The sequence below is a fragment of the Lysobacter sp. genome, from assembly GCF_035655815.1.
Classification (GTDB): domain Bacteria; phylum Pseudomonadota; class Gammaproteobacteria; order Xanthomonadales; family Xanthomonadaceae; genus Lysobacter_J.
The window spans coordinates 1-23,348 of sequence record NZ_DASRTS010000044.1; the positions used below are offsets into that span (position 1 = coordinate 1).

General features: G+C 65.8%; 19 protein-coding genes. 14 read left to right on the plus strand and 5 right to left on the minus strand.

Features of this window, described 5'->3' with window-relative positions; all coding sequences use genetic code 11:
• Positions 1-380: 380 nt before the first annotated feature.
• Entirely contained in the window at positions 381-914 is a 534-nt protein-coding gene (locus tag VFE83_RS12470; RefSeq protein ID WP_324906585.1) for an REP-associated tyrosine transposase, read from the minus strand.
• Between the two features lie 280 nt (positions 915-1,194).
• On the opposite strand from VFE83_RS12470, the gene VFE83_RS12475 reads away from it, so the two are divergent.
• Positions 1,195-1,680 (plus strand): VOC family protein, encoded by a 486-nt coding sequence (locus VFE83_RS12475; RefSeq protein WP_324906587.1) that lies wholly within the window; start codon positions 1,195-1,197, stop codon positions 1,678-1,680.
• An 801-nt stretch (positions 1,681-2,481) separates the two neighbouring features.
• Here VFE83_RS12475 and VFE83_RS12480 read toward each other — a convergent pair.
• The gene (locus VFE83_RS12480) at positions 2,482-3,045 is read right to left on the minus strand and encodes a hypothetical protein (protein ID WP_324906589.1); all 564 of its coding nucleotides are present in this window, start codon (positions 3,043-3,045) and stop codon (positions 2,482-2,484) included.
• 418 nt (positions 3,046-3,463) lie between these two features.
• Here VFE83_RS12480 and VFE83_RS12485 point away from each other — a divergent pair, with 418 nt between their 5' ends.
• From VFE83_RS12485 to VFE83_RS12500, 4 genes are all read left to right on the plus strand, one after another.
• Entirely contained in the window at positions 3,464-3,973 is a 510-nt protein-coding gene (locus tag VFE83_RS12485; protein WP_324906591.1) for an HIT family protein, read from the plus strand.
• Positions 3,974-4,098: 125 nt separating this feature from the next.
• The gene (locus tag VFE83_RS12490; RefSeq protein ID WP_324906593.1) at positions 4,099-4,659 is read left to right on the plus strand and encodes a dihydrofolate reductase family protein; all 561 of its coding nucleotides are present in this window, start codon (positions 4,099-4,101) and stop codon (positions 4,657-4,659) included.
• A gap of 428 nt (positions 4,660-5,087) precedes the next feature.
• Positions 5,088-5,357: a hypothetical protein gene (locus tag VFE83_RS12495; RefSeq protein ID WP_324906595.1), complete on the plus strand. Its 270-nt coding sequence runs from the start codon at positions 5,088-5,090 to the stop codon at positions 5,355-5,357.
• Positions 5,358-5,513: 156 nt separating this feature from the next.
• Positions 5,514-6,191, plus strand: coding sequence for a hypothetical protein (locus VFE83_RS12500; RefSeq protein ID WP_324906772.1), 678 nt, complete (start codon positions 5,514-5,516; stop codon positions 6,189-6,191).
• A gap of 381 nt (positions 6,192-6,572) precedes the next feature.
• On the opposite strand, the gene VFE83_RS12505 is transcribed toward VFE83_RS12500, so the two are convergent.
• A complete protein-coding gene (locus VFE83_RS12505; RefSeq protein WP_324906597.1) occupies positions 6,573-7,946 on the minus strand; it encodes a DUF1214 domain-containing protein in 1,374 nt (457 codons plus the stop codon).
• Positions 7,947-8,433: 487 nt separating this feature from the next.
• Between VFE83_RS12505 and VFE83_RS12510 the strand changes: the two genes are divergently transcribed.
• From VFE83_RS12510 to VFE83_RS12535, 6 genes are all read left to right on the plus strand, one after another.
• Positions 8,434-9,345, plus strand: coding sequence for a restriction endonuclease (locus tag VFE83_RS12510; RefSeq protein ID WP_324906599.1), 912 nt, complete (start codon positions 8,434-8,436; stop codon positions 9,343-9,345).
• A 69-nt stretch (positions 9,346-9,414) separates the two neighbouring features.
• Complete coding sequence (locus tag VFE83_RS12515) at positions 9,415-9,972, plus strand: DUF3228 family protein (protein WP_324906601.1); 558 nt, start codon at positions 9,415-9,417, stop codon at positions 9,970-9,972.
• Between the two features lie 151 nt (positions 9,973-10,123).
• Complete coding sequence (locus VFE83_RS12520) at positions 10,124-10,384, plus strand: hypothetical protein (protein ID WP_324906603.1); 261 nt, start codon at positions 10,124-10,126, stop codon at positions 10,382-10,384.
• A 211-nt stretch (positions 10,385-10,595) separates the two neighbouring features.
• Complete coding sequence (locus VFE83_RS12525; protein ID WP_324906605.1) at positions 10,596-12,158, plus strand: BCCT family transporter; 1,563 nt, start codon at positions 10,596-10,598, stop codon at positions 12,156-12,158.
• Positions 12,159-12,301: 143 nt separating this feature from the next.
• Positions 12,302-13,402, plus strand: coding sequence for a Gfo/Idh/MocA family oxidoreductase (locus VFE83_RS12530; RefSeq protein ID WP_324906607.1), 1,101 nt, complete (start codon positions 12,302-12,304; stop codon positions 13,400-13,402).
• A 255-nt stretch (positions 13,403-13,657) separates the two neighbouring features.
• The gene (locus VFE83_RS12535) at positions 13,658-14,554 is read left to right on the plus strand and encodes a hypothetical protein (RefSeq protein ID WP_324906609.1); all 897 of its coding nucleotides are present in this window, start codon (positions 13,658-13,660) and stop codon (positions 14,552-14,554) included.
• A 60-nt stretch (positions 14,555-14,614) separates the two neighbouring features.
• On the opposite strand, the gene VFE83_RS12540 is transcribed toward VFE83_RS12535, so the two are convergent.
• Positions 14,615-16,864, minus strand: coding sequence for an ATP-binding protein (locus VFE83_RS12540; RefSeq protein ID WP_324906611.1), 2,250 nt, complete (start codon positions 16,862-16,864; stop codon positions 14,615-14,617).
• Between the two features lie 166 nt (positions 16,865-17,030).
• Complete coding sequence (locus tag VFE83_RS12545; protein ID WP_324906613.1) at positions 17,031-18,809, minus strand: mechanosensitive ion channel family protein; 1,779 nt, start codon at positions 18,807-18,809, stop codon at positions 17,031-17,033.
• A 112-nt stretch (positions 18,810-18,921) separates the two neighbouring features.
• Here VFE83_RS12545 and VFE83_RS12550 point away from each other — a divergent pair, with 112 nt between their 5' ends.
• The 3 genes from VFE83_RS12550 to VFE83_RS12560 all read left to right on the plus strand — a co-directional run bounded on the left by VFE83_RS12550 (position 18,922) and on the right by VFE83_RS12560 (position 23,179).
• Entirely contained in the window at positions 18,922-19,806 is an 885-nt protein-coding gene (locus tag VFE83_RS12550; protein WP_324906615.1) for a helix-turn-helix domain-containing GNAT family N-acetyltransferase, read from the plus strand.
• A gap of 262 nt (positions 19,807-20,068) precedes the next feature.
• Positions 20,069-22,123, plus strand: a complete 2,055-nt coding sequence (locus VFE83_RS12555) for a M13 family metallopeptidase (protein ID WP_324906617.1) — start codon at positions 20,069-20,071, stop codon at positions 22,121-22,123.
• A 135-nt stretch (positions 22,124-22,258) separates the two neighbouring features.
• Positions 22,259-23,179: a M14 family metallocarboxypeptidase gene (locus VFE83_RS12560; protein ID WP_324906619.1), complete on the plus strand. Its 921-nt coding sequence runs from the start codon at positions 22,259-22,261 to the stop codon at positions 23,177-23,179.
• Positions 23,180-23,348: the final 169 nt, after the last annotated feature.

The window sequence follows — 23,348 nt, forward strand, 5'->3', positions numbered from 1 at the left end:
GATATATTTAGGTTTCTAAAATTGCTTATTATGAGACCTTTTGTTTTTCTTTTATGTATATGTATATTCTATTTTAGTTGTCAAAATACAAACCATAAGCTAACAAATGGTCAAACCGATTCAATATTTATAGTTTCGGACAGTTCTTTAACCTATGGAAGTTTCCATATTTCGCTCATTTTAAATAGCGACACCATGACATACCCTATGGATTTTAACAGCGAAAACGTAAATATCAGAAAAAACTATAAAGACACAATCAGCATAAACGAGTCAATCAATAATCTTAGAGAAATTCTGCCTACCAGGCGCATTACGCCTTCGGCTAATGCGCCCTACTGGCTATTTCGTCCGAGCCGCCATGGGCGGTGTCCTCTTCGTCACTCGTCGAACGGCACCCTCGCGACCTGGGTGCCATCCGCCCAGTCGACCGCGTACACACCGTGGGCCACCAGGCGGTGGAAAGTCGAATAAGGCCAATCCATGACCCGCTCGACCAGGCCGTGCTTGACGGGGTTGAAGTGCACGTAGTCCATGTGAGCGCGGTAATCGGCCTCGTCCCGGATGAGGTGCTCCCAGAATCTGCGCTGCCAGATGCCTCGCTCGCCACGGCGCCTGCGCACGGTCGAGCGGCGTTCGGTCTTCGGCAGACCCTTCGAGAACCCGCTCTTGATCAAGCGCCAGCGCGTCGCGAAGTCGGCATCGCCGGCGGGAAGTTCGATGACGCAATGAAGGTGGTCGGGCAGGACGGCCCACGCGTGGATCCGGAACGGATGTCGGGCGATCACATCCGCCACGACACGCCGGAGAACATCGATCTCGCGGACCAGCAGGTCGTTGCCGCGCCGTTGCAGCAGGGCCACGGTGAAGAAGTAGGTGCCGCCGGGGTGCCATGCGCGTCGATAGTTCGACATCTTTGTCATCCATGACGAGGGTAGGGCGGTGCAATGGGCTTCGCTCATTGCACCCTACAGATTGCTGGGTGGGACGGTGCAATGCACTTCGCTTATTGCACCCTACAAGGTGAATCAGTTGGAGCCGCGGAACTGGCCATCGTCCCGTTGCTTGAGAGCGGGCCGCGTTGACCCGGACAACCCTTTCGACGAACGGCGCCCCACCGCGACGCGGCATTAACGCCGCTGCGGTCCCGCCGCGCTACCGTCCTGCGTTCACACCAACGCAGGAAGCCTCGCCATGATTCCCAAGCTGCAGCCGTGCCTGTGGTTCGACAAGAACGCCGAAGAAGCGGCGCGCTTCTACGCCGACACCTTTCCGGATACGCGCATCGACAAGGTGATGCGGGCGCCGGGCGATTACCCGGCAGGCAAGCAGGGCGACGTGCTGACGGTGGAAATGACGATCCTCGGCTCGCCGTTCCTGCTGCTCAATGGCGGACCGGAGTTCAAATTCGACGAGGCGGTGAGCTTCCAGGTCGCGACGGACGACCAGGCGGAAACCGATCGCTACTGGCAGGCCATCACGACCAACGGCGGCACGGAGAGCGTGTGCGGCTGGTGCAAGGACCGCTTCGGACTGTCGTGGCAGATCACGCCCAAGCGCCTGATCGAACTGATGGCGGCCGGGGGCGAAACCTCGCGGCGCGCGTTCGAGTCGATGATGACGATGCGCAAGATCGACATCGCCACGCTGGACAAGGCGGTCGAGGGCGTCGCCAGCTGAAACCCGCGTCATGATCCGGTCGGCATCGGGCAGCGCATCGGCATGGCCGCGTGGCGGTTGCGCTGCACTGCGCTGAAGTGACGTGCAGGGCCATCGCCTGCGTCGGATCGAAGCGCGAGCCGCCGCCTTCGCGAGCCTCAAAGACTGGAACGCCAGGCTCACGAACCTGGCGCTCCAGCCCAAATGCCTGGCGCGCGAGTCTTTTCGCGTCGCGCGCCAGCCAAAACGACTCGCGCGCCACCCTTTGAGCCTGACGCGCCAGTATCAAAGACCTCGCGCTCCAGGCTCCGGACCTCGCGATCGAGGCAAATAGACTCGCGCGCCAGGCGCCGGAACTCGGCGTCGAGGCGAAATGCCTCGCGCTCCACAGTCCGGACCTGGTGAGCCAGCCGGCGAGCCTGACGCACCAGACTCCAAGCCTCATCGCCGAGGTAAAAAGTCTGATGCACCAGGCTCCGAGCCTCACCGTCCAGGCAAAAAGCCTCACGCGCCAGGCTCCGAGCCTCATCGCCGAGGCAAAAAGCCTCACGCGCCAGGCTCCGAGCCTCACCGTCGAGGCAAAAAGCCTGGCGTGCCAGGCTCGGGGCCTCACCGTCGAGGCAAAAAGCCTGGCGCGCCAGGCTCCGAGCCTCACCGCTCAGGCAAAAAGCCTCACGTACGAGGCTCCAAACCTCATCGCTCAGGCAAAAAGCCTCACGCACCAGGCTCCGGGCCTCGACAGTCGGCAAGAGCCAGCACCAAGGGCCTCATGCCCGGCACGACGCGCACAAGCCGGGGCGCAAGGCTGCTTGCTGCCGTTGCTTAGGCGTCCGCCGCCGGTTCCGTCTGCGGGCACGTGGCGGTCGCAGTCGGGACGCGCGAACGCTGGTATCCGGCGGCGCCCTTGACGATCTCGTACACGGCGGCGACGCAGCGGTCACCCATCCAGGTGGCGGTGACCTCGTAGTTGCGGCCCGTCTGGGGCACGAAGGTGTTGGCGACGTAGCAGCTCTGCTGCCATTGGCCCTTGTACCGGCCGATCTGGAAAGCCGTCGTGATCGGCTCATCGCCGCGTGCGGCGATTTCGACGAAGTGCTTGGGCTCGTGCCCGGTCTTGGGCATGCCCAGATCGCGCTTGCGCTGGCCACCCATCTGCGGTCCGGCCGGATAGCCGCTGCCCGGCACGTAGACGCTGGGGCAGGTGGACGCGGGGTATACCTTCACGTTGCGCGAGCCGACCAGGCGGACGTGGGCCAGCTCACCCGTGGTCGGTTCGGCGTATGCGGACAGCTCGCTCTTCACGAAGTTGCCCATCATGGTGCAGCCGGTTCCGGCGGCCGCGGCAACGAGCAGCAGCGGCAGTGACTTCAGTTGCGACTTCTTCAAGATCATTGCTCCTGGTTTTCTGGTCCCGTCGTGTGACACCGCGTCCGCGCACGCCACTGCCTCCCGACGCCGCGACTTGGCGATGGGCGCAATGGACGGATGGAGGGGCTCGATGGGCGCAAGGCGTCTTCCCTGACGGATTGGCTCGGCTTCTCCTGCCGAGATTCGCACCTCGCCCGACGACATGGACGCCAGAGGTCATGACTGCCGGGCGATCGACTGCGTTGTCGGCCGGTGAGCGGGAAACTTTACCTGGAGCTGCGCTATGGGCCGCGTGTGCTTCTGGTCGTCCGCACGCATCGCGACGCTGCATCAGCCAGCGGTGCTAATGTCCGCATCCGACCCGCAGCGACCAGCGCAGCCAAGCCTCCCGGCGATCGACCGGTCAGCGGCAAGGCAGCTCAACCGGAGAGGGCAGATGCTCGAACTTCCCGTAAGAGATCCGTGCGACCTTTGTCTGGCCGCTCGCGAAGAACAGTGGAAGATCATCGACGAAAGTGAGCACACGTTAACGGTGATCAATCCGTGGCAATTCGAAGTGGGCCAATGCTGCGTCATCACGCGCCGGCACGTCGCGACGCTCCTCGATCTTTCGGCGGAGGAATGCGGGGAAATCATGACCTCGGCCAGGAGAGTCGCCGAGGCGCTCGTCAAAACCTACCGGCCGCTGGGAATACTCACCTTCCAGAACAACGGCGTCTTCAGCGGACAGGAAACGCCGCACTTCCATTTCCACGTCGTGCCCCGGCAGAAGGGCAGCGACTGGGGTATCGGTCCACCGCAACTGGCGACGTTCGATGGCGCCGGACGCCAGAGAGGCACCCCACACGATCCAGCCGGAGATGCACAGCGTCGCGAGCGGGTTCAAGTGTCCGGCACGCAACTGGCTGAAACCGCGGCCCTCATTCGTTCGAATCTGCCGGCGTAGCCGGGCTGTCGAAGGGCTCCGATCCGGGTGCGGACGGCAATGGCCGTCGTCCGCTGACATCGTTCAAGCCGACGCCGCCTGGTGGCGCGGCGCAATTCCGCGTCAGTTGCTATGAGGTGCTCGCCATGGGACTTCTGACCTTCACCTTCAACCTCACCCTGGACGGCTGCGTCGACCACAGCGAGGGAATCGCCGACGACGAGACGCACGCCTTCTTCACCCGCCTCATGGACGAGAGCGGAGCGATGCTGTGGGGCCGCGTCACTTACGAAATGATGGAGAGCTACTGGCCAGCGGTTGCCCGCGGCGACGTGGAGGCACCGCCGGCAGTCCGCGAGTGGGCGGTCACGCTGGAGACGAAGCCGAAGTACGTGGTGTCGTCGACGCGGAAGGATTTCCCGTGGACCAACAGCCACCACATTGCCGGCGACCTGCGCACGGGCGTGCAGATGCTGAAGGACGCGACTCCTGCCGGAGTACTCCTCGGCAGTGGAAAGCTCGCGGCCGAGCTGGACCGGCTGGACCTGATCGACGAATACCGATTCCTCATCCACTCGAGGATCGCCGGTCACGGCCCGACGCTGTACCACAGTGGCCTGCCTGGCACACGAAAACTCGAGCTGGTCTCCGCGACGCCGCTTCGCAGTGGCGTTGTCGCTACTCACTACCGGCGCGTCAGCGGCTGACGGCCGGTTGCAACGGATGAACCGCGGCATGCTTGCCGTTGAACATGCGTATGTGGTGTGTCCGCTTCTGGCGAATAGCCGCACCTCTGGCGGGTCAAACCGTGATGTCGGTGCTGGTATCCGCCAGCCTGAGCGGACAGCGTGCGAGGGGTGTGATAGTGATTGCGGAAGGGACCATATCGCCCTGCTGGACGCATCGGACAGGCCGATGAGCTGTCATTGCTGACGAGGTGGAAAGGGTCGAAACATGCCTTCGCACAATCAGTCGAATGCAAAAGCGGCCGCTTGTCCGGGAATTCAGCCACAACTCACATGAGTTGCGGCATCTTCACAATCCATCTACGTATTCCGACGCAAGCTGAAGTCGGTCATGCTCGAGCAAGAAGGGCGCGGTATCCCGGATATCCCAGACGAAGAAGGAGTAAAAAATGTTTCTGACCAAGCAAAATCTGGTGATGGCTCGTACGCTCGGCGTGGCGATCGTCGCCGCCCTGGGCCTTGGCGGTTGCGCCACCTACAAGGAAGAGTTTGCAACGATCAATTCGCGCCTCGATTCGCTCGACCAGAAGGTACAGAGCGCAGCCCAGAGCGCCGAATCCGCCAATCAGTCCGCGCAGCAGGCCAACCAGCGCCTGGATCAGCTGGAAGGCCGCGTCCAGCAGCTTGAAACGGCGCCGCGTCGCGTGCCTCGCGGTTAATCGGTTGCGCTATTTGTAACGAGCGTGAACTCTGGACCGGTGGCCTTTGCCGGCCACCGGTCTGTTTTCTGTAAAACAGTCTTCGTTTCAAGGAATCATCCCATCATTACGCGCCTACACCCTGCGATCCGGATCGCTTCTTCTGGCGCGCTGGCGGTGGCGCTGGCGTTCGCAAGCTTCGGCGTGGCCGCCGAGGATGCCGCCGCGCAACCGGTGACCCCAGTCGACCTGCTTCCTCAAGGCCAGGAAGTGTCCGACACGGTGATCGAGCTGGCGGGCTGGGTTGCCGCAACCAAAGACAGCCAAGGCTATCCGTTCGCGATCATCGACAAGGCTGCCGCGCAGATCCTGGTGTTCGGCGGCGATGGCCGGCTTCGCGGTGCAGCGCCTGGGCTCTTCGGCTCGGCGGTCGGCGATCATTCGGCCCCAGGCATCGCCGGTCTGGCGCTTCGCGAAATCCCGGGCCGGGATCGCACGACGCCTGCCGGTCGCTTCGTGGGCGGTTTCGGCCCATCGACCGACGCCGGCCGCGTCCTGTGGGTGGACTACGATTCCGCGGTCTCCATGCATCCTACCGCCACTGGTGTTCCGGCCGAGAGACGCGCCGAACGCCTTGCATCGCCTTCGCCGGACGACAACCGCGTCACTCATGGCTGCATTAACGTGCAGCCCGAGTTTTACGAGGGGATCATCCGTCCGACGTTCGAGCGTGGTGGGGTGTTCTACATCCTGCCGGACACGGCGTCGCTGGCGGAGACCTTTCCCGAGTTCGTGCAAAGTCGCGCGACTGCGCAGCACGACGATGGAAGGCGCGCACGGTCCGACCACCAGTAAAGGGCGTGTAGGCGTTGGCTTTGGCGTGCGAGACGGCGAAGCGGCTGACGCTGCCAGTGGGCAAGCGTCTTCTTCCAACGTGCAGCACCACGCCACGACGTCCATGCGGTGAACAAGGTCAGGCGCTACGCCTGATCCTGGCAGCTCGTCGACCCGCCAAGCCCAGGAGCATGCGTCCCTGACCGTCTCTCCGGCATTGCGGTGGACGAAGGCGAGCGGGCCGTGACGCGGTAACTTCGCGCGCCCGTTGCGGATTCGAAATGCGCCCGCGGTTGCCCGTGCTGCCGGACCTGCCGGCAGCCGTGTTCGCCTGCAACGTGGCACCTGCGTGGTTCTCGATCCCCAAGTCCCGCATCCCAGGCCGCCTGGAGTTGAGTCCGGCTACTTTCGCTTGACGATTGGTGCGGGAAACCATTGACCTGACAGCACCGCTTCGTCAGGCCCGTACATGCGAAAGGTGAGGTGGTAGTTCTCTCCCTTCGGCGTCGGCAGCCAGTTGGCATCGGGTGCGTCGCCGGGCTTGTCTGGCGCCAGATACAGGGTGAGCGAACCATCCGGCCCAGGAGTCAGTTTCGACTGATTGTTGAGCAGGAAGCGGTTCCTGGCATTGGGAATGACCTGGAACTTCTCGCTGTCGACGGCGATGACGGACCAGAAGTACCTGGCGTGGTCGGAGGGCAGGTTCCCCTTGGGGAAATGGATCGTGTACGTGTTGGCGCCGTCGAGCGGCGTACCGCTGCCGTCGGTGTTCGTCTTGAAGTACACCACTTCCTCGCGGTTGTTCGCCCAGATGCCGCCGAAATCGACGAGGGTTCGCGCGACGTAGTCGCTTCCGTAGTTGCCAGCGACATCCGGTCGTGCCCAGCCGTCGCGGAAGGTGCCGAACTTTGCAAACGCCTCCTTCATCCGCGGCTGTGCCTGCTCGCGAATGACCTTGTCTACGCGGGCGCGCTGTGCTGGATCGTTGACGGCCTGCGCTACAGCGCGAACCTTGGCCTGCTGTTCCTCCATGCCCGGATTGATGTCAGGTTCCGCCAGCGCCGCCTCGACGGTCTTTGCGTCGAACGCCTCAGCGCCCGGAAGCTTGTCGTTCTGGAAATCCGGCGTCGCGGGGACTGCCGCGGTGGTCGGCGTGCCGCTCGGACGAACCTTGATCTGGTGCTGCAACGCGGCCGCTTCCCTGGGGTTTGCGCCGAGCTCGACGCGAGCCAGGACGCGAGCCGACCTTCCGGGCAGATCGATGCGTCGCGCACCGGGAGGTACCTGCACATTGGCGCCCTTCATGCACACCCAGAAGTCGCCCGCGGGATTGTCGGGATAGGTTCGTTCGTTGATGTTCGCGATGGTCTCGCCCCAGCCGTTGAGGAACTGCACGGTGTAGTAGCGATGCTCGATTTTCGGCACGCTGAAGATGGTGCAGCTACGCTCGTCGACCGCGACCCATGCCTCGCTGTACGCCACATCGAGATTCGGGTTGGCCCACGCAACGCCTCCGACGTCGCGATGGATCATCTCGTTCCACTTGAAGCCTTCCTTGTTGAAGTCCAGCTGCTGCTGGCGCAAGACCAGCAGGCGTCCCAGCAGATAGAGGTAGGCATCCGAGATGTCCTGATCCGAAACCGTCGAGGTCGCCGCTGCTGTTGCATCTGGGGCGCTGGCGGAAGTCGTAGTGGCTTCGTTGGATCTCTTGCACCCTGAAAGGGCGACAGCAGCGATACCAAAGCCCAACACGGCGGCACTGACGGCAATCTTCATGACAGCCTCCGATGATGCGTCCTGACGGGCAACGAAGGTCAGCTTGGGAGCGTCAAGGAGATGTGAACCTGCCCGCATCGGGCTGAGGGCACCCAGACGAAGCACCCTGCTCAAATCAGCCGGTCTTGCCTCGGGAATGAGCCGTAACGTGAGTGTGTTCGGCCAGTTGTCGCGAGCCACGAACTGGACGGTACAGCCTACGAATGATGCGCCGCGACCATTGGCCTCAACGCGCGCCGGTGCTGGCTATCCGCCCCAGACATCGCGTCCAAGCCGAATCCGCATACCAAGCGGCGGTAGACCGGATAGGGACGGTATCAAACAGCACCCGCACAGCGCCTGCCATGGCGATCATGTTTGCGCTCGGCCGATCACGGCCGTCTTCGCCGACGGCCTCTTACTTGACGTGCAGTGGCGCGATCGAGCGAGCGCCCGGCAGGGAGGGGCAGTAAGATCGGCCGCACGTGGATTCCGCAGGGGGCGGACGATGAAGGGACTCAAGCCTGTCGCGCGCCGGCGCGAGGATGCATTGGCCCGCGTTGGCTGGGACCAACTGGAAGTGCTGCTGGCGGCCTGGTACCGCAGCGAGGGCTACGAGGTCGAGCATGTCGGCACAGGCGCCACCGGTGCCCGGTTCGATGGTGGTATCGACCTGAAGCTGCGTCGCGGCGAGCAGTTCATCGTGGTCCAGTGCAAGCACTGGAACGCCATGAAGGTGCCGCACAACGCGGTGCACGAACTACTCGGCCTGATGGTCAATCACGGCGCGACGGGCGCCATCCTCGCGACCAGCGGCGAGTTCACCAAGGCCGCCATCGAGGCCGCGCAGAAGCTGGGGCACGTGCAGCTCATCGATGGCGACGAACTGCGCGTGATGCTTGGCCCCATCCGCGAGCCCGCAGCGGCGTTCGCCGCGGTGCGCATGGGGACCGCGGAAGGTGCTCCGGTGGCGATCGCGCGTCGCGTTGGCGAGCGTCTGCTGTCCGCGGCCGAGGACCGCATTCGCTATGGCAGTGGCGGGAGGGGGCGGCGCGCGGCGACTCGCAGTCTCGCTTGGCTGCTCGCTCTGAAGCTGATGGCGTTGCTGTTGTTCCTGGCTATCGCGTTGCTGGCATGGCAGTTCATCGTGCGTACCATCCAGACGACCCTGACACCGGCTTCGTCCGGCACGGCAGTCGCACCGGCACCGATGCCGGCGCCCGCCACGAGCACTGCGTCGTCGACGGGCTTCGAACAGCCTGGCGATCCCTGCCGCGAGATCATCGACGCGAAGTCCGGCAGCTACATCGATCGCTGCACGCAGCCTGCTGCACAGCGGCCCGCGGCATCAACCCGCGAGCAGCAACGGCGCGCCGAAGAGGCGATGAAGGTGATCGCGGATTCGACGCCAGAGCTCTGAGGGCGTATCGCCTTCTCCATGCCGTGCGCGGCGCCGATAATGCGACATCCCTCGGCCTTCATGACGCGCATGTCCATCATCCTCACCGACTTCGCCCGCACCCGCCTGTTTCCGCGCGAGCCGCGGCGCAACACCATCCAGGACTGCACGCCGGAGGAATTCGAGCGCCATCTCAACGAGGTGCCGCCGTTGATGGTGCTGGACGGCTATGCGCCGTTCTGCAAGCTGCACGTGCATCGCAACTGGACGTCGACGAAGTGCCTGGCGGTGCCGATCACCGAGGAAAACCGCCACCTGATGCGGTCGGATTACGATGCCCGCACGCGCGACGAACTGCCGGTGCTGGTGCGCTGGTTCGAGGGACTGGAGCCTCCGGTAGCCAATTACCTCATCGTCATCCTCTACAGCCGCGAGCAGTTGGCGAAGGAAGGCACGCACACGGCCGCCGACTGGGGCGTGGTGGGTTGCATGTACACGGCCGAGCCCGTGGAAACGCCGATGGCGCCGATCACCATGATGCGCAACGCGCTGGGCGTGGAGGAGGGCGGCTCCGGAGTGCCGCTGGACCGCGAGGCCTATCTGCGCAGCGTCGAGTTCTGGCGCACGCATGCGAACTGGCGCGGCTGATCCCGCGTCGTAGCGATGCGGCGGAACGCGATGTCGATCACAGGGCGGGTAACCCGGCGCCGGGCTTTACGACGCACTTACCGGTTCTTCACCCCTTGCTCGCCTCCGGCTGATTCGAATGCGTGCGTTCCATCGAACAAGGAGAGCACGCATGAAGAAGACGACCTCCGCCATCGCCCTCGCGCTGGCACTTTCGATCGGCGGTTCGGCGCTGGCCGCGATCGTTCACGTTACCGGCCAGGGCATCAGCTACGACCCGGGCATCGCGCTGGAAGACGCGCGCTCTGACGCCGTCGCGAAATGCACGTCGCAGGGCGGCACACCGGTCACCGAGGTGTACAACCACGTGACGCGTGCCAACCAGTGGATCGCCAGTTCGGTGTGGTCATGCGAGGTGGCGGACGCGCCTTGATGGGAGCCCGGCACGAGAAGGGATTGCGCTACCAGTGCCCTTCTCGCGACGCGCCTGGCGCATCGATCTCTCCCGCCAGGGGAGAGATCGCCGTGCACTGACCAGTCGAGGACATTGCCGCGGCGGCCACATTCACGGCGACATGACAGCCATGACATGCCCGTTCGTGCACGCACGCTAGACTGGGGCTTCATCGCAGTCGGCGCTGAACATGGTTTTTCGCTTGTCGATCGGAGTGCTGGTGGCGCTTGTCGCCGCCGGCGTGATCGCGCCCGAAGCTTTCGGTCACTGGAGCCGGAACGTGCAGGCCGCAACGCTGGGCGGCATGGGATGGCTGTATCTGGTCATCGTTTTCTGCGTGCTGGTCTTCCTGCTGTACCTGGCTTTCAGCCGCATGGGCGAGTTGCGGATCGGCGGTGCAGATGCAGAGCCGCAATTCTCGCGTCGCTCGTGGTTCGCGATGCTGTTTTCGGCGGGCATGGGCATCGGGCTGGTGTTCTGGGGCGCGGCAGAGCCGATCTCGCACTATGCAGCGCCGCCCGAAGGGCTCGAAGGTGCGAGCGTTGCCGCGGCGCGCGCCGGCATGCGTTACTCGTTCTTCCACTGGGGACTGCACCCGTGGGCGATCTACGCTCTGATGGGACTGGCGATGGCCTGGTTCCAGTACAACCGCGGCTCGCGCGGCAATATCAGCGACCTCCTGCAACCGCTGATCGGACGCCAGACGCACGGCGCGATCGGACGACTGGTGGACGTGCTGGCCGTGGTGGCGACCGCCGTCGGCGTGGCCACGACGCTGGGTTTCGGCGCGGCCCAGATCAGTGCGGGGTTGCACGACGTCACGGGCGTGTCCAGCGGGTTCGCCACGCAGCTGATCGTCATCGCCGTGGCGTTCGTCCTGTACATGGCCTCCAGCGCATCGGGCCTGGAGCGCGGCATCAAGTGGCTGTCCAATTTCAACGTCGGTACGGCCGCGATCCTCATGCTGCTGGTGCTGACGCTGGGGCCCACGGCCTTCATCTTCGAAACGCTGACCACGACGCTGGGCAGCTACCTCAACCAGCTGCCGTCGATGAGTCTGCGCATGAGTCCGTTCGCCCAGAATGCGTGGGTGGGCGAATGGACCATCTTCTACTGGGCGTGGTGGATCGCGTGGGCGCCGTTCGTCGGGGCGTTCTTCGCGCGTATTTCCTACGGGCGCACGGTGCGCGAATTCATCCTCGGCGTGGTGATCTGGCCGTCGCTGGTGAGCTTCATCTGGTTCTCGGTGTTCGGCGGCACGAGCCTGTTCCAGCAGATGTTCGGCGGCGTGGACCTGCTGTCCGTTCTGGCAGAGGGGTATCAGCACGTGCTGTTCGCGATGCTCCAACACCTGCCTCTGGCGACTGCGCTGGCCTGGCTGGCCATCGTGCTGCTGCTGAGCTTCTTCGTGACGTCCGCGGACTCGGCGACCCTGGTGCTGGCCAGCATGTCCAGCGAGACGGCCGAAGATCCATCGCTGTTCCGTCGCGTGGTCTGGGGCGTGATGCAGGCAGCCATTGCGGTGGCGCTGCTCGCGGCGGGCGGACTGGACGCACTGCAGGCGGTGGTGATCGTTGCCGCGTTCCCGTTCGCCCTGCTGATGATCGCGGTCATCGCATCGCTGCAGCGCGTGCTTGCCGAAGGCATCGCCGAAAAGGAAAGGGAGGAGCGCGAACTGCATCGCGCGGAACTGCGCTGGCTGGCGAGGGAGCGTGGGGAAGGTCCGCCAGATACGGGAACCGGATCGCACTGACGCTGGTTTCCCGACCGCCTTGCGCATGAACCCCTCCCGCGAGGGGAGAGGGGAGACGCAGCGGGCCGCGGCTCATCCGATCCGTGGCCCGGACGCGCAACACACGCTACCGTGTCGCCAGTCCAGCCGCCCGAGCACCCACCATGACCAAGCTGTCACGTCGTGAGTTCCTGGCTTCCACCGCGGCCGCGATGGCGGCCGGTCCCTTCATCAGCACCAGTTCCATGCGCGCGCGGGCGCAGGAGTCGCGCAAGCTGGGGTTCGCGATCTGCGGGCTGGGAAAGCTGAGCACGGACCAGATCGCGCCGGCCCTGATGAAGACGAAGCATTGCCGGCTGGCCGGCATCGTCACCGGCACGCCGGCCAAGGCGCAGGCGTGGCAGGCGAAGTACGGCCTCGACACGCGCAGCGTGTACTCGTACGACACGATGCATCGCATGGCCGAAAACCGCGACATCGATGTGGTGTACGTGGTCACGCCGAACGCCCTGCACGCGCGCGACACCATCGCCGCGGCGAAGGCGGGCAAGCACGTGTTCTGCGAGAAGCCGCTGGAGATCTCGGTGGAGCGCTGCCAGCAGATGATCGATGCGTGCCGTCAAGCCGGACGCATGCTCGGTACGGCGTACCGCTGCCAGTTCGATCCGCACCATCTGGAATGCATCCGCCTTGCGCGCGAGCGCGTGTTCGGCGCGCCCAACATCATCCAGGCCGGTTTCGCCATCGACGTGGGCGAGCCGGGGCAGTGGCGGCTCAAGCGCGAACTTGCCGGAGGCGGCGCGCTGATGGACGTGGGCATCTACGCACTGCAGGCCACGCGCTACCTCAGCGGAGAGGAGCCGGTGCTGGTGTCGGCCGTGGAAACCAAGACCGACCCACGCCGCTTCGCCGAGGTCGACGAGAGCATGGTGTGGACCACGCGGTTCCCCAGTGGGGTGGTCGCGTACTGCAGTACCAGCTACAAGGCGGGCGGCATCCAGAACCTGCGCGTCAACGCGGACGATGGCTGGTTCGAACTCGATCCCGCCTTCTTCTATGGCGGCAACCGCGGCCGCCGCAGCGACGGCAAGGAGATCCGCTACCCGCAGATCGATCTGTTCGCCGCGGAAATGGACGATTTCGCGCAGTGCATCCTGGAAGGCCGGCCGACGAAGGTGCCGGGCGAGGAAGGCCTGCGCGACGTGCGCATCATGCAGGCGATCTACGAATCGGCTCGCATGAGCAGGGCTGTATCGTTGGCGTGAGCATCTGAACCAAACCGCGATCTGCATGCGCATATCGCGCGTGTGCAGCGCTGCAGCATCTGCTTCATGAACGCATGGGCGAAGCGTTTGACCTGACCGGGAAACGACCTGCGTTGTACTGGGGGCGTCGACCGGATGTGGCGCGCGGTTCTTCACGACAGGATCGAATGCCCGCATCGACGCGGGCGGCTGTTCACCCTGCGGCTTGCACGCGACCGGGCGGTCGGTGGAGCCGACCTGCTCATGAGGTTTCCCATGAAAAACATCCCCCAACCGCGGCGGGCGCGCCTCGCCGCATGCTGCGTATTGATCGTTGGCGGCCTCGCCACCGGTGCGGCCGTTGCGCAGACCACCACCACGACCAATCCCTATGCCGGCTCGGTCGTGGTGAAGAAGTTCTATGACGCCAACGCCAACGGCATCCGCGACACCGGCGAACCGTTCCTGACGGGCTGGCCGATGACGCTGACGCGCCCCAACGGCACCGCAAGCACCCGCAACAGCACCGCCATCTGGACGGGCCTAACGGGCGGGCCCGGCTACTCTGTGCTCGAAGGCACTCCGGTGCAGACCAACTGGGTGCAGACCGCGCCGCGCGTCAACGGCGCGCCGGTCAATCCGAAGAACTTCTCGATCGTGCCGTGCAAGACGGTCACCATCTACTTCGGCAACTACTGCAAGAAGGGCAGCGGCGGGCGCACGCCGGGCTACTGGAGCAACCAGAACGGCGAGGCGCGCATGAACGATGGCGGCGAGATGGCGACCGAGCTCGGCCTGCTGTCCAGCCTGAACCTGGTCGGGCCCGACGGCGCGGCGTTCGATCCACTCGACTACGGCGGCTTTCGCACCTGGCTGCTGGGCGGCAACGCCGTGAACATGGCGTACATGCTGTCGGTGCATCTGGCGGCGATGACGCTGAACGTCGAAAGCGGGCTGGTGGATGGTGATGCGTACTTCCTGCCATGCAAGTGCACCATCCAGGAACTGATGGACGATGCCGACGCGTCGCTGGGCCTGTATCCGAACACGCCCAGCGGGCACGCGCAACGCGCGAATCAGGCGACGCTGAAGAACTGGCTGGACCAGCTCAACAACGGTGCGCTGGTGATTCCGACGACGCCGTGCAGCCGCACGTTCGCTCCTGCGTCATGAGGTTCCAACTCTGATGCACGCGACGGGACGCCGCGGTGATCCGCTGGCGTCCCGTGCGCATCAGGCGGTCGCATCCGCCTGGAGGGTCTCGATCAAGTCCGTAACGGCCACCGGCTTGATGAAGTGCCGGTCGAAGCCGGCCTCGCGCGCACGCTGCACGTCGCCGGGCTGGCCGTAGCCGCTGATGGCGATCAGCCGCACGGCGGCGTGGCCGGGATCCTGCCGCAGGCGGCGCGCCACCTCGAAGCCGTCGATGTCCGGCAGGCCCAAGTCCAGCAACACGACATGCGGTCGCAGCAGTCCCGCCTGCTCCAGTGCGCTGGCGCCATCGTGCGCGGTCTGCACCTGGTGGCCGTGCATGCGCAGCACGTCGGCCATGCTGTCGGCGCAGTCGATGCGGTCGTCGACGACGAGGATGCGCATGGCGTGAACGGGATGTTCGCCATGTGGCGAGGGCGGCGCCACGACGGTCCTCGCCGCAGGGGCCAGCGGCAGCCGCACGAGGAATTCGGAGCCCAGCCCCGGTCCTTCGCTGCGTGCATCGACCGTGCCGCCGTGCAGCTCGACGAGACGCCGCACGATGGTCAGGCCGACGCCGAGCCCGCCCTGCGACCGCGCCAGTCCGCGCTCGGCCTGGGAGAACAGGTCGAACACGCGTTCGAGCATCTCGCCCGACATGCCGATGCCGTTGTCGCGCACACGCAGTGTCGCCGTGTCGCCATCGATGGCCACCTGCACGCCGATGCGGCCGCCGGGGTCGGTGTACTTGATGGCATTGCCCACCAGGTTGAGCACCACCTGCTCGATGCGCGCGGGGTCGCCGGTGATGGTCACCGCGCGTGCCGGCATGGTGAGTTCCAGTTCGTGCTGCTTCTCGTCGATGTTGGGTCGCAGGCTGGTTACGGCGCTGTGCACGATGTCCGGGAAGTCGCAGGGTTCCCGGTGCAGCGCGATGAGGCCACGTGTGATGCGCGAGACGTCCAGCAGGTCGTCCACCAGCCCGGCGAGCAGCGCCGACTGTCGTTCGATCAGGGCATTGCAGCGTTCCGCGCCCGCCGCATCCGCGCCGCGTAGTAGCTGGTAGCTGGCGTTGCGGATCGCCGCGATCGGATTGCGCAACTCGTGCGCCAGCATCGCCAGGAACTCGTCCTTGCGGCGGTCCGCATCGCGCAGCGCCTGCTCGATGCGCCGGCGCTCCCGGGCCTCGATGTCGCGCGAGATGATGATCGCGGCCGTCTGCGTCAACCGTCCCACCAGGTTGAGATGGCGGGGCGTCGCGTCCCGCGGTTGCGGCCAGAAGAGCGCGAACGTGCCGACGAACGAGCCTGCGGCCGTGTTGATGGGAAAGCTCCAGCATCCCCTGTAGCCCAGGCGCTCCGCGAGCCACCGCCAGGGCAGCCAGCGCGGGTCGTCGTCGACGTCCCGCGTGACGACGGTTTCGTCGGTCGCCTTGGCAAGCCCGCGGGCGAGCGACCCGGGGTCGATCCTGAAACCGTCCACCACGTGCGCGTGTTCGTCGCCCATGCCGACGATGTGATGCAGCTCCTTCCCGGTGCTGTCGGCGAGGTAGAACGCGGCGCGGACGCCATCGTCCAGTTGCGCGGTGACCGTGCGCACCAGCACGCCCAGCGAAACGTGCAGCGGCGCGCCATCGAGCGCGGCCTGCATCGCCTCCTTCTGCCCGGCCAGCCACGCCTCGCGTTCGCGCAGTTCCGCATCGGTCTGGTTGCGTTCGAGCAGGTCCGCGGCCTGCCGCGCCAGGATGTCGAACAGACGCAGCTGCTGCTCGGTGGGCATGTGCGGACAGCTCCAGTGCGTGGAGAGCGCACCCACCAGGCGCCCGCGCCGCGTCACCAGTGGCGTGCTCTGTCCGGCACGGATGCCCACCTTCAGGTACATCGCAAGATCGGCATCGGACGCGATGCGATCGTTGACCAGGTCGCCTGAGATCACACGGCCACCCTGGCGCAACGCGGTGCCGCAGATGCACGACGAATCGGAATCCACCGTGCCCCAGTACTCCCGGGCTTCCTCGGAAAAGCCGCGCGCGGCCAGCAGTTTCAGCTCCACGCGTCCGACGCCGTGCTGCAGCACCTGCAGCGCACTGAAGTCCGAGCGCATGATCGCGCCCGCGGCGTCCACCAGCTTCTGGTAGAGCACGCCGCAGTCTTCCTCCGCGATGAGTTCCGCGCTGACTTCATGCAGCAGCGTGGTCTCCGCGAGTTCGAACGTCGAGCGGAGCAGACCGGCTTCGGATTCCGCGGAAAAGGCGACCGCGCCTTCTGCCTTGGTCGCGAGCGAAGTCGTCATGGCGCAGCCCTCCGGGTCGCCCCGAATATACGCCGCGGCGCGCCGTGGTCGTGTCTGCTTGAGCGCCACTTGTCGCCCTGTTGAGTGCAACCGACGCGTGATTCTTCACCCGGTACTCACGAGCAACTGCCTGAACCATTTGAAGGCGAGCAGGCCGATGAGGGCCTCACACCTGGTCTGGATTCCAGTTGGCTGGCGGCACGATCTTCGGCGCTTCCGGATCGGCCTCGTAATTCGGCGACATGATCTGAACGCCGGCTGCGTTGAAGCGGTCCTGGATGTTGGCGTGCAGTTCGCTCAGCACCAGCGCACGTCCGAACGCGTCGGCAACGCGCGCGCGCAGCTTGTACTCGACGTAGAAGTCGGACAGCGCGGTCTGCAGCACGAACGGCGCAGGCTCGCGCTGGATGCGCGGCGTGTCCTGCGCAGCCTGCAGCAGCAGACGGTGTACCTGGCGCCACGGCGTGTCGTAGCCGATGGTCACGCCGGTCTCCAGCCACATGCCGGGGCCGTCGGGATGACGCGAGAGATTCTGCAGCTGCCCACCCAGCACCACGTTGTTGGGAATGCTGACTTCCACGCCCGTGACGGTGCGCAGGCGCGTGGTGAACAGGCCGATCTGCTGCACCATGCCTTCCATCTCCCCTACGCGCACCACATCGCCGACCGACATGGTGCGCGAGTAGATGATGGTGAATCCGCCCGCGGCCTGGCCGACGATGCTGGAAGCACCCAGCGAGATCATCAGACCAACCAGCACGCTCAGGCCCTTGAACGCATCGGTCTGCGCGCCGGGCAGGTAGGGGTAGGCCATGGCGATGGCGAACAGCCACACGATCGCGACCACCAGCTTGCGCGTGGGTTCGGCCAGTTCGGCGTCGATGCCGAACAACTTGAATCGTCCCGACTGCAGGCCGCGGAACGTGACGCTGATGGTCTGCGCGATGAGCCTTGCCAGCAGCAGGATCGCGGCCGCGGCGACCAGGCCGGGAATCGCGGCAGCGATGCCATGGCCCCAGCGCGACAGCTCGGTCGCGATCCAGCCCGTCATCGCCTCCGCCCAGGGGCGCGTGAACGCGAACTGCCCCAGCACGAAGCGCGCCCATTCCTCCAGCAGCAACAGCCCCATCACCCAGAAGACGATGCGCAACGCCCACCCGGCCAGGGTGTGCAGAGCGGAAACCATGTGCCGCACGCCTTCGTGCTGCATGCCGGCGACGCGCCGGTCCATGGCGTCGTGCGCGCGTGTCTCGATCGCGCGCACCACGCGCAACAGCAGCAGGAACACGACGATGGCGATGACGGTGGCCAGCGCCGACAGCAATACGCCGTTGAGCAACTGGCGCGGCGTGTATTCGCGTTCGGCCGCGTTCACGGCCGCGCCCAGCCTGCGGGCGATGTCCGCCTGTGCCTGCGCCATGGTCTGGTTGGACAGATGGTCCAGATCGCCCGGCAGGACCGCGAACACCATCTGCCCGCCCAGCAGCACGATCAATCCCTGTGGCGCCTGCTGGAAGGCGACGGTCGCGATGCCGCGCTGCTCCACCACGCGACGCATGTTCTCTTCCGCCGCACGGGCACGCGTGTCGGGCGAGCGTCCCAGAAATTCGGCGCGGAAGGTGACGATGTCGCGGTTGAAGAAGCGCGCGGTCGCTTCGCGGACGCCGTCGTCCGGCTCGGCCTGTGCGGCGTTGGCCGGCGTATCCGGGGCCTTCGCGGGTGCTACCTGCGCTGCGACGGTCGCCACTGCCAGCTGGAGAAGCGCTGCCAGAAGCAGGCCGGCAAGCGTGGTTCCAAGGTTGCGGCGGCGCGGCTGACCGCCACGCTGTCCGTTCGCGCCCCAGTCGTTCCCCGACACGATGCCCCCTTCGGCAAGTGACTCCAGGCACTGCGAAGACTGATCGAGAGCCGAGCCGACCGATGGCGCGTGGTTTCGATTGGCCATGCATCGGTTCGCGCGCGTGAGCTTGCTGAGCCGCTTGTGACGAAGCGGTGAACCGGCGGCCTGGAAGGGGAGGTGGCTTGCACCGCCCGATTTACCTGACTAAAGTCAGCTAATGGACGAGCGACAGATCCGGCAGGTTCGCAGCTTCAACCGCGCGGTTACGCGGCGGATCGGCGTGCTGACCGACGACTACCTTGGACGCGGCCGGCCGCTGGCCGAGTCGCGGCTGATCTTCGAGATCGGTCGTGACGGCGCCGAGGTGCGAGACCTGCGCGCGCGACTGTCGCTGGACTCGGGTTACCTCAGTCGGCTGCTGCGCTCGCTGGAGGCGCAGGGGCTGGCGAAATCGCAGCCAGCGCCGGGGGATGCGCGGGTGCGTCGCGTCACGCTGACCGCCAAGGGTCGGCGCGAGGTCGACCTGCTGGACCGCCGCTCGCAGGACTTCGCGACGTCGCTGCTGGCCTCACTCGGCCCCAGCCAGCGCGAACGGCTGACCGGCGCCATGGCCGAGGTGGAGCGCCTGATGCGTGCCGCCGCGGTGCGCATCGAAGTGGCCGACCCGACAAGTGCGGATGCGCGCGCGTGCATCGATGCCTACCTGCGCGAACTGGACGAGCGGTTCGAAAGCGGCTTCGACGCTTCCGTGGGGCCGTCGGCCGATCCGCAGGAACTGGTGCCACCCTCGGGCGTGCTGCTGTTGGCGCGTCTGGACGATGCCGCGCTGGCCTGCGGCGCGCTGAAGGTCATCGGCCCGGGCATCGGCGAGATCAAGCGCATGTGGGTATCGCCCGACGCGCGCGGACTGGGCATCGCGCAGCGGTTGCTGGACGCGCTGGAGGCGCACGCCCACCAGATGCACCTGACCACGCTGCGGTTGGACACCAATCGCACGCTGGTCGAAGCGCGGGCGCTGTATGCGCGCAACGGCTATCGCGAGATCGCCCGGTACAACGACAACCCGTACGCGGATCACTGGTTCGAAAAGCGGCTGGGGTAGGGACGGTCGAGGCTTCGGCCTTTCGGCGTGTGGTGATGCGTCGGATGACTGGATTCCCGCCTTCGCGGGAATGACGGACCACCTGGCGGGGCGCCTCCATGTCGGCCGACAAGTATCGAGACCCCGATGAAGACCCGCAGCCATGGTCCGCGGTACATCTGTGCCGATCCCGGCTGGGCCCCGTTTTGCCAACCAAAGTCACTCGACCCCGCCCCGGCCGCCCGTTAGCCTCGGCGATCCTGTCCAACTGGAACCACTCCGGATGAAGTCTTCGCCCCTCAGCCTCGGCCTGGCCATCGCGCTTGGCCTGGTGTCCGCCGTTTCCATCGCCGCCGGCCGGGCGGGCAAGCCCGAACTGGGCGAGTTCGGCGTGGACCTGGGCGCGCGCGACCTGTCGGTGAAGCCGGGCGACGACTTCAACGAATACGTCAGCGGCCAGTGGCTCAAGACCTACCAGCTGAAGGACTATGAGACCTCGTACGGCTCGTTCAACCGCCTGCGCGACCGCTCCGAGGAGCAGGTGCACGGGTTGATCGAGGACTTGCAGCGCCGCACCGACCTCAAGCCGGGCAGCAACGGCCAGAAGGTGCGCGACTACTACGCCAGCTACATGGACCGCGCCACGCGCGACGCGGCCGGTATCAAGCCGCTGCAGCCGGTGCTGGATCGCATCGCCGCCATCGATTCGAAGGCGGACCTGATCGCGGCCTTCGCCAACGCCGACCTCGACGCCAGTGCCTCGCCGGTGCGCCTGGGCGTGGACCTGGACCGCAAGAACCCCGACCAGTACCTGGTCAGCCTCAACGTCGGCGGCCTGGGCCTGCCCGACAAGGATTACTACCTCAATCCCGATGCGCGCTTCGCAACCATCCGCGCGGCCTACGTGCAGCACATCCAGCGCATGCTGGGCTTTGCCGGCGTCACCGACGGCAAGGCGCGCGCCGAGGCGGTGCTGGCGCTGGAAACCGCGCTGGCCCGGCCGCAGTGGGATCGCGCGAAGCGACGCGATCGCGACAAGACCTACAACGTGGTCACGTTCGCAGACCTGCAGAAGCAGTTCCCGTCCTACGACTGGACCGCGCACCTGCACGATCAGGAGATGCCGCAGCCCGATCGCGTCAACGTGGTCACGCCGGACGCGGTGCAGCCGGTGCTGGACGTGATCACGGCCACCGCGCTGCCGGTGTGGCGCGACTATCTGACCTTCCATGCCATCGACGGCAACGCGCCGCTGCTCAGCCGCGCCATCGACGATGCCGCGTTCGAGTTCAACGGCAAGGTGCTCAGCGGGCAGAAGGCGCAGCGCGAGGACTGGAAGCGCGCCGTGGCCCTGGTCGGCGCGAAGGAAGGCCTGGGCGACGCCGTCGGCGAGATGTACGTGGCGCGCTACTTCAAGCCCGAGTCCAAGGCCGCCATGGACCAGCTGGTGGAGAACCTGCGCGCCGCGCTGCGCCAGAACATCCAGAAGCTGGACTGGATGGGCGAGCAGACCAAGGCCGAGGCGTACCGCAAGCTCGAGACCTTCCGCCCGAAGATCGGTTACCCGGAAAAGTGGACCGACTATTCCAGCGTCACCATCGTGCCGGGCGACCTGGTCGCCAATGCCATCACCATGCGTCGCTTCGACCGCGCCGACGAGAATCGCCGCATCGGCCAGAAGACCGATCGCGACGAATGGCGCATGACGCCACAGACGGTCAACGCGTACTACAACTCCACCTTCAACGAGATCGTGTTCCCCGCGGGCATCCTGCAGCCGCCGTTCTTCGACGTGAACGCCGACCCGGCGGTGAACTATGGCGGCATCGGCGCGGTGATCGGTCATGAGATGGGTCACGGGTTCGACGACCAGGGCAGCAAGTCCGACTACGCCGGCATCCAGCGCAACTGGTGGACCGACGCGGACCGCGCGCGCTTCGACGAGCGCACGAAGAAGCTGGGCGCGCAGTACGGCGCCTACTGCCCACTGGAAGGCCAGTGCGTCAACGGCGCGCTGACCATGGGAGAGAACATCGGCGACCTGGGCGGCCTGTCGATGGCCTACACGGCGTATCGCCTGAGCCTGCACGGCAAGCCCGCGCCGGTGATCGATGGCCTGACCGGCGACCAGCGCTTCTTCCTCTCGTTCGGCCAGATCTGGAAGAACAAGTACCGCGACGAAGCGCTGCTCACGCAGATCAAGACCAACCCGCATTCGCCGGCGATGTACCGCGCCAACGGCCCGGTGCGCAATTTCGACCCCTGGTACCAGGCGTTCGACGTGAAGCCCGGCGACGCGCTGTACCTGCCGCCGGAACAGCGCGTGCGCATCTGGTAAGCACCATGCGTTGGCGGCGTGGCAGCTTGCGCCCGTCGCCATTGCACCGCTGACCGTTCGCTCGTCGCGGGGACGGAGGGCGTGCAGGCACTGCACCCACATCGATTCCATCCAGTACCTACAGGGCACAACGCAATGAACGACCAGGCCTTCTATCCCATCGGCACGCCCGGCCAGCCCTGGGGCGCGGCGGAGAAGGCCGACTGGCTTTCGCGCCAGGTGCGTCGTCGCAGTTACGCTGACGAGGTGGTGAGCGTGATCGAGCGGTTGCGCCCGCGCTTCGACGTGGAGGAATACGGCCGACTGCAGTACGGCGGCGAGTCGTTCCCGCTGTTCGCCATCCGCAGCCGCGACTGGAACGGGGATCGCCCGCTCGCACTGGTCACCGGCGGTGTCCACGGCTACGAGACCAGCGGCGTGCACGGTGCGCTCCGTTTCGTCGACAAGCATGCCGACGATTTCGCCGGCCGCATCGACCTGCTGATCGCACCCTGCGTCAGTCCCTGGGCGTACGAACGCATCCACCGCTGGAACCCGGATGCGATCGATCCGAACCGCTCGTTCCGCGAGAACAGCCCGGCCGGCGAATCGGCGGCGCTGATGCAACTCATCGCGCCAGCGCGCGAACGCATCGTCATGCACATCGACCTGCACGAAACCACCGACACCGACGAGTCCGAGTTCCGCCCCGCGCTGGCCGCGCGCGACGGCAAACCGTTCGAACCCGATGGCGTGCCGGACGGCTTCTACCTGGTCGACGACAGCGAACGTCCGCAGCCGGCCTTCCAGCAGGCGGTGATCGAAGCGGTGTCGAAGATCACCCACATCGCACCCGCCGATGCGGACGGCCAGATCATCGGCTCGCCGGTGGTCGCGCCGGGCGTCATCCGCTACCCGCTGGCCAAGCTGGGCCTGTGCGCCGGCATGACCGATGCGCCGTACAAGACCACCACCGAGGTCTATCCGGACAGCCCGCGCGCCACGCCGGAACAGTGCAATGCGGCGCAAGCTGCGGCGGTGTGCGCGGCGCTGGAGTACGTGCTGGCGCATCGCTGACGCGATGCGTCGGCCTCGTGGCCTCAATGGTCCACGGGGCGGGTGTGTGTCGCCGAGCCCAGGGTGTTCGAGGCGTTTCGACGTTCACTGGAGACCGGGGCCTCGGATGCCGGCGCGGTGCGATCCGGCTTCGCCCGCGCGGGGGCAACGATGGGTGTGAGCGCCCGCG

What these genes read in the sequence shown, in the direction of transcription:
- VFE83_RS12470 (WP_324906585.1), bottom strand. Translation starts at nt 914, where the DNA reads ATGTCGAACTATCGACGCGCATGGCACCCCGGCGGCACCTACTTCTTC.
- VFE83_RS12475 (WP_324906587.1), top strand. Translation starts at nt 1,195, where the DNA reads ATGATTCCCAAGCTGCAGCCGTGCCTGTGGTTCGACAAGAACGCCGAA.
- VFE83_RS12485 (WP_324906591.1), top strand. Translation starts at nt 3,464, where the DNA reads ATGCTCGAACTTCCCGTAAGAGATCCGTGCGACCTTTGTCTGGCCGCT.
- VFE83_RS12490 (WP_324906593.1), top strand. Translation starts at nt 4,099, where the DNA reads ATGGGACTTCTGACCTTCACCTTCAACCTCACCCTGGACGGCTGCGTC.
- VFE83_RS12495 (WP_324906595.1), top strand. Translation starts at nt 5,088, where the DNA reads ATGTTTCTGACCAAGCAAAATCTGGTGATGGCTCGTACGCTCGGCGTG.
- VFE83_RS12505 (WP_324906597.1), bottom strand. Translation starts at nt 7,946, where the DNA reads ATGAAGATTGCCGTCAGTGCCGCCGTGTTGGGCTTTGGTATCGCTGCT.
- VFE83_RS12510 (WP_324906599.1), top strand. Translation starts at nt 8,434, where the DNA reads ATGAAGGGACTCAAGCCTGTCGCGCGCCGGCGCGAGGATGCATTGGCC.
- VFE83_RS12515 (WP_324906601.1), top strand. Translation starts at nt 9,415, where the DNA reads ATGTCCATCATCCTCACCGACTTCGCCCGCACCCGCCTGTTTCCGCGC.
- VFE83_RS12520 (WP_324906603.1), top strand. Translation starts at nt 10,124, where the DNA reads ATGAAGAAGACGACCTCCGCCATCGCCCTCGCGCTGGCACTTTCGATC.
- VFE83_RS12525 (WP_324906605.1), top strand. Translation starts at nt 10,596, where the DNA reads ATGGTTTTTCGCTTGTCGATCGGAGTGCTGGTGGCGCTTGTCGCCGCC.
- VFE83_RS12530 (WP_324906607.1), top strand. Translation starts at nt 12,302, where the DNA reads ATGACCAAGCTGTCACGTCGTGAGTTCCTGGCTTCCACCGCGGCCGCG.
- VFE83_RS12535 (WP_324906609.1), top strand. Translation starts at nt 13,658, where the DNA reads ATGAAAAACATCCCCCAACCGCGGCGGGCGCGCCTCGCCGCATGCTGC.
- VFE83_RS12540 (WP_324906611.1), bottom strand. Translation starts at nt 16,864, where the DNA reads ATGACGACTTCGCTCGCGACCAAGGCAGAAGGCGCGGTCGCCTTTTCC.
- VFE83_RS12545 (WP_324906613.1), bottom strand. Translation starts at nt 18,809, where the DNA reads ATGGCCAATCGAAACCACGCGCCATCGGTCGGCTCGGCTCTCGATCAG.
- VFE83_RS12550 (WP_324906615.1), top strand. Translation starts at nt 18,922, where the DNA reads ATGGACGAGCGACAGATCCGGCAGGTTCGCAGCTTCAACCGCGCGGTT.
- VFE83_RS12555 (WP_324906617.1), top strand. Translation starts at nt 20,069, where the DNA reads ATGAAGTCTTCGCCCCTCAGCCTCGGCCTGGCCATCGCGCTTGGCCTG.
- VFE83_RS12560 (WP_324906619.1), top strand. Translation starts at nt 22,259, where the DNA reads ATGAACGACCAGGCCTTCTATCCCATCGGCACGCCCGGCCAGCCCTGG.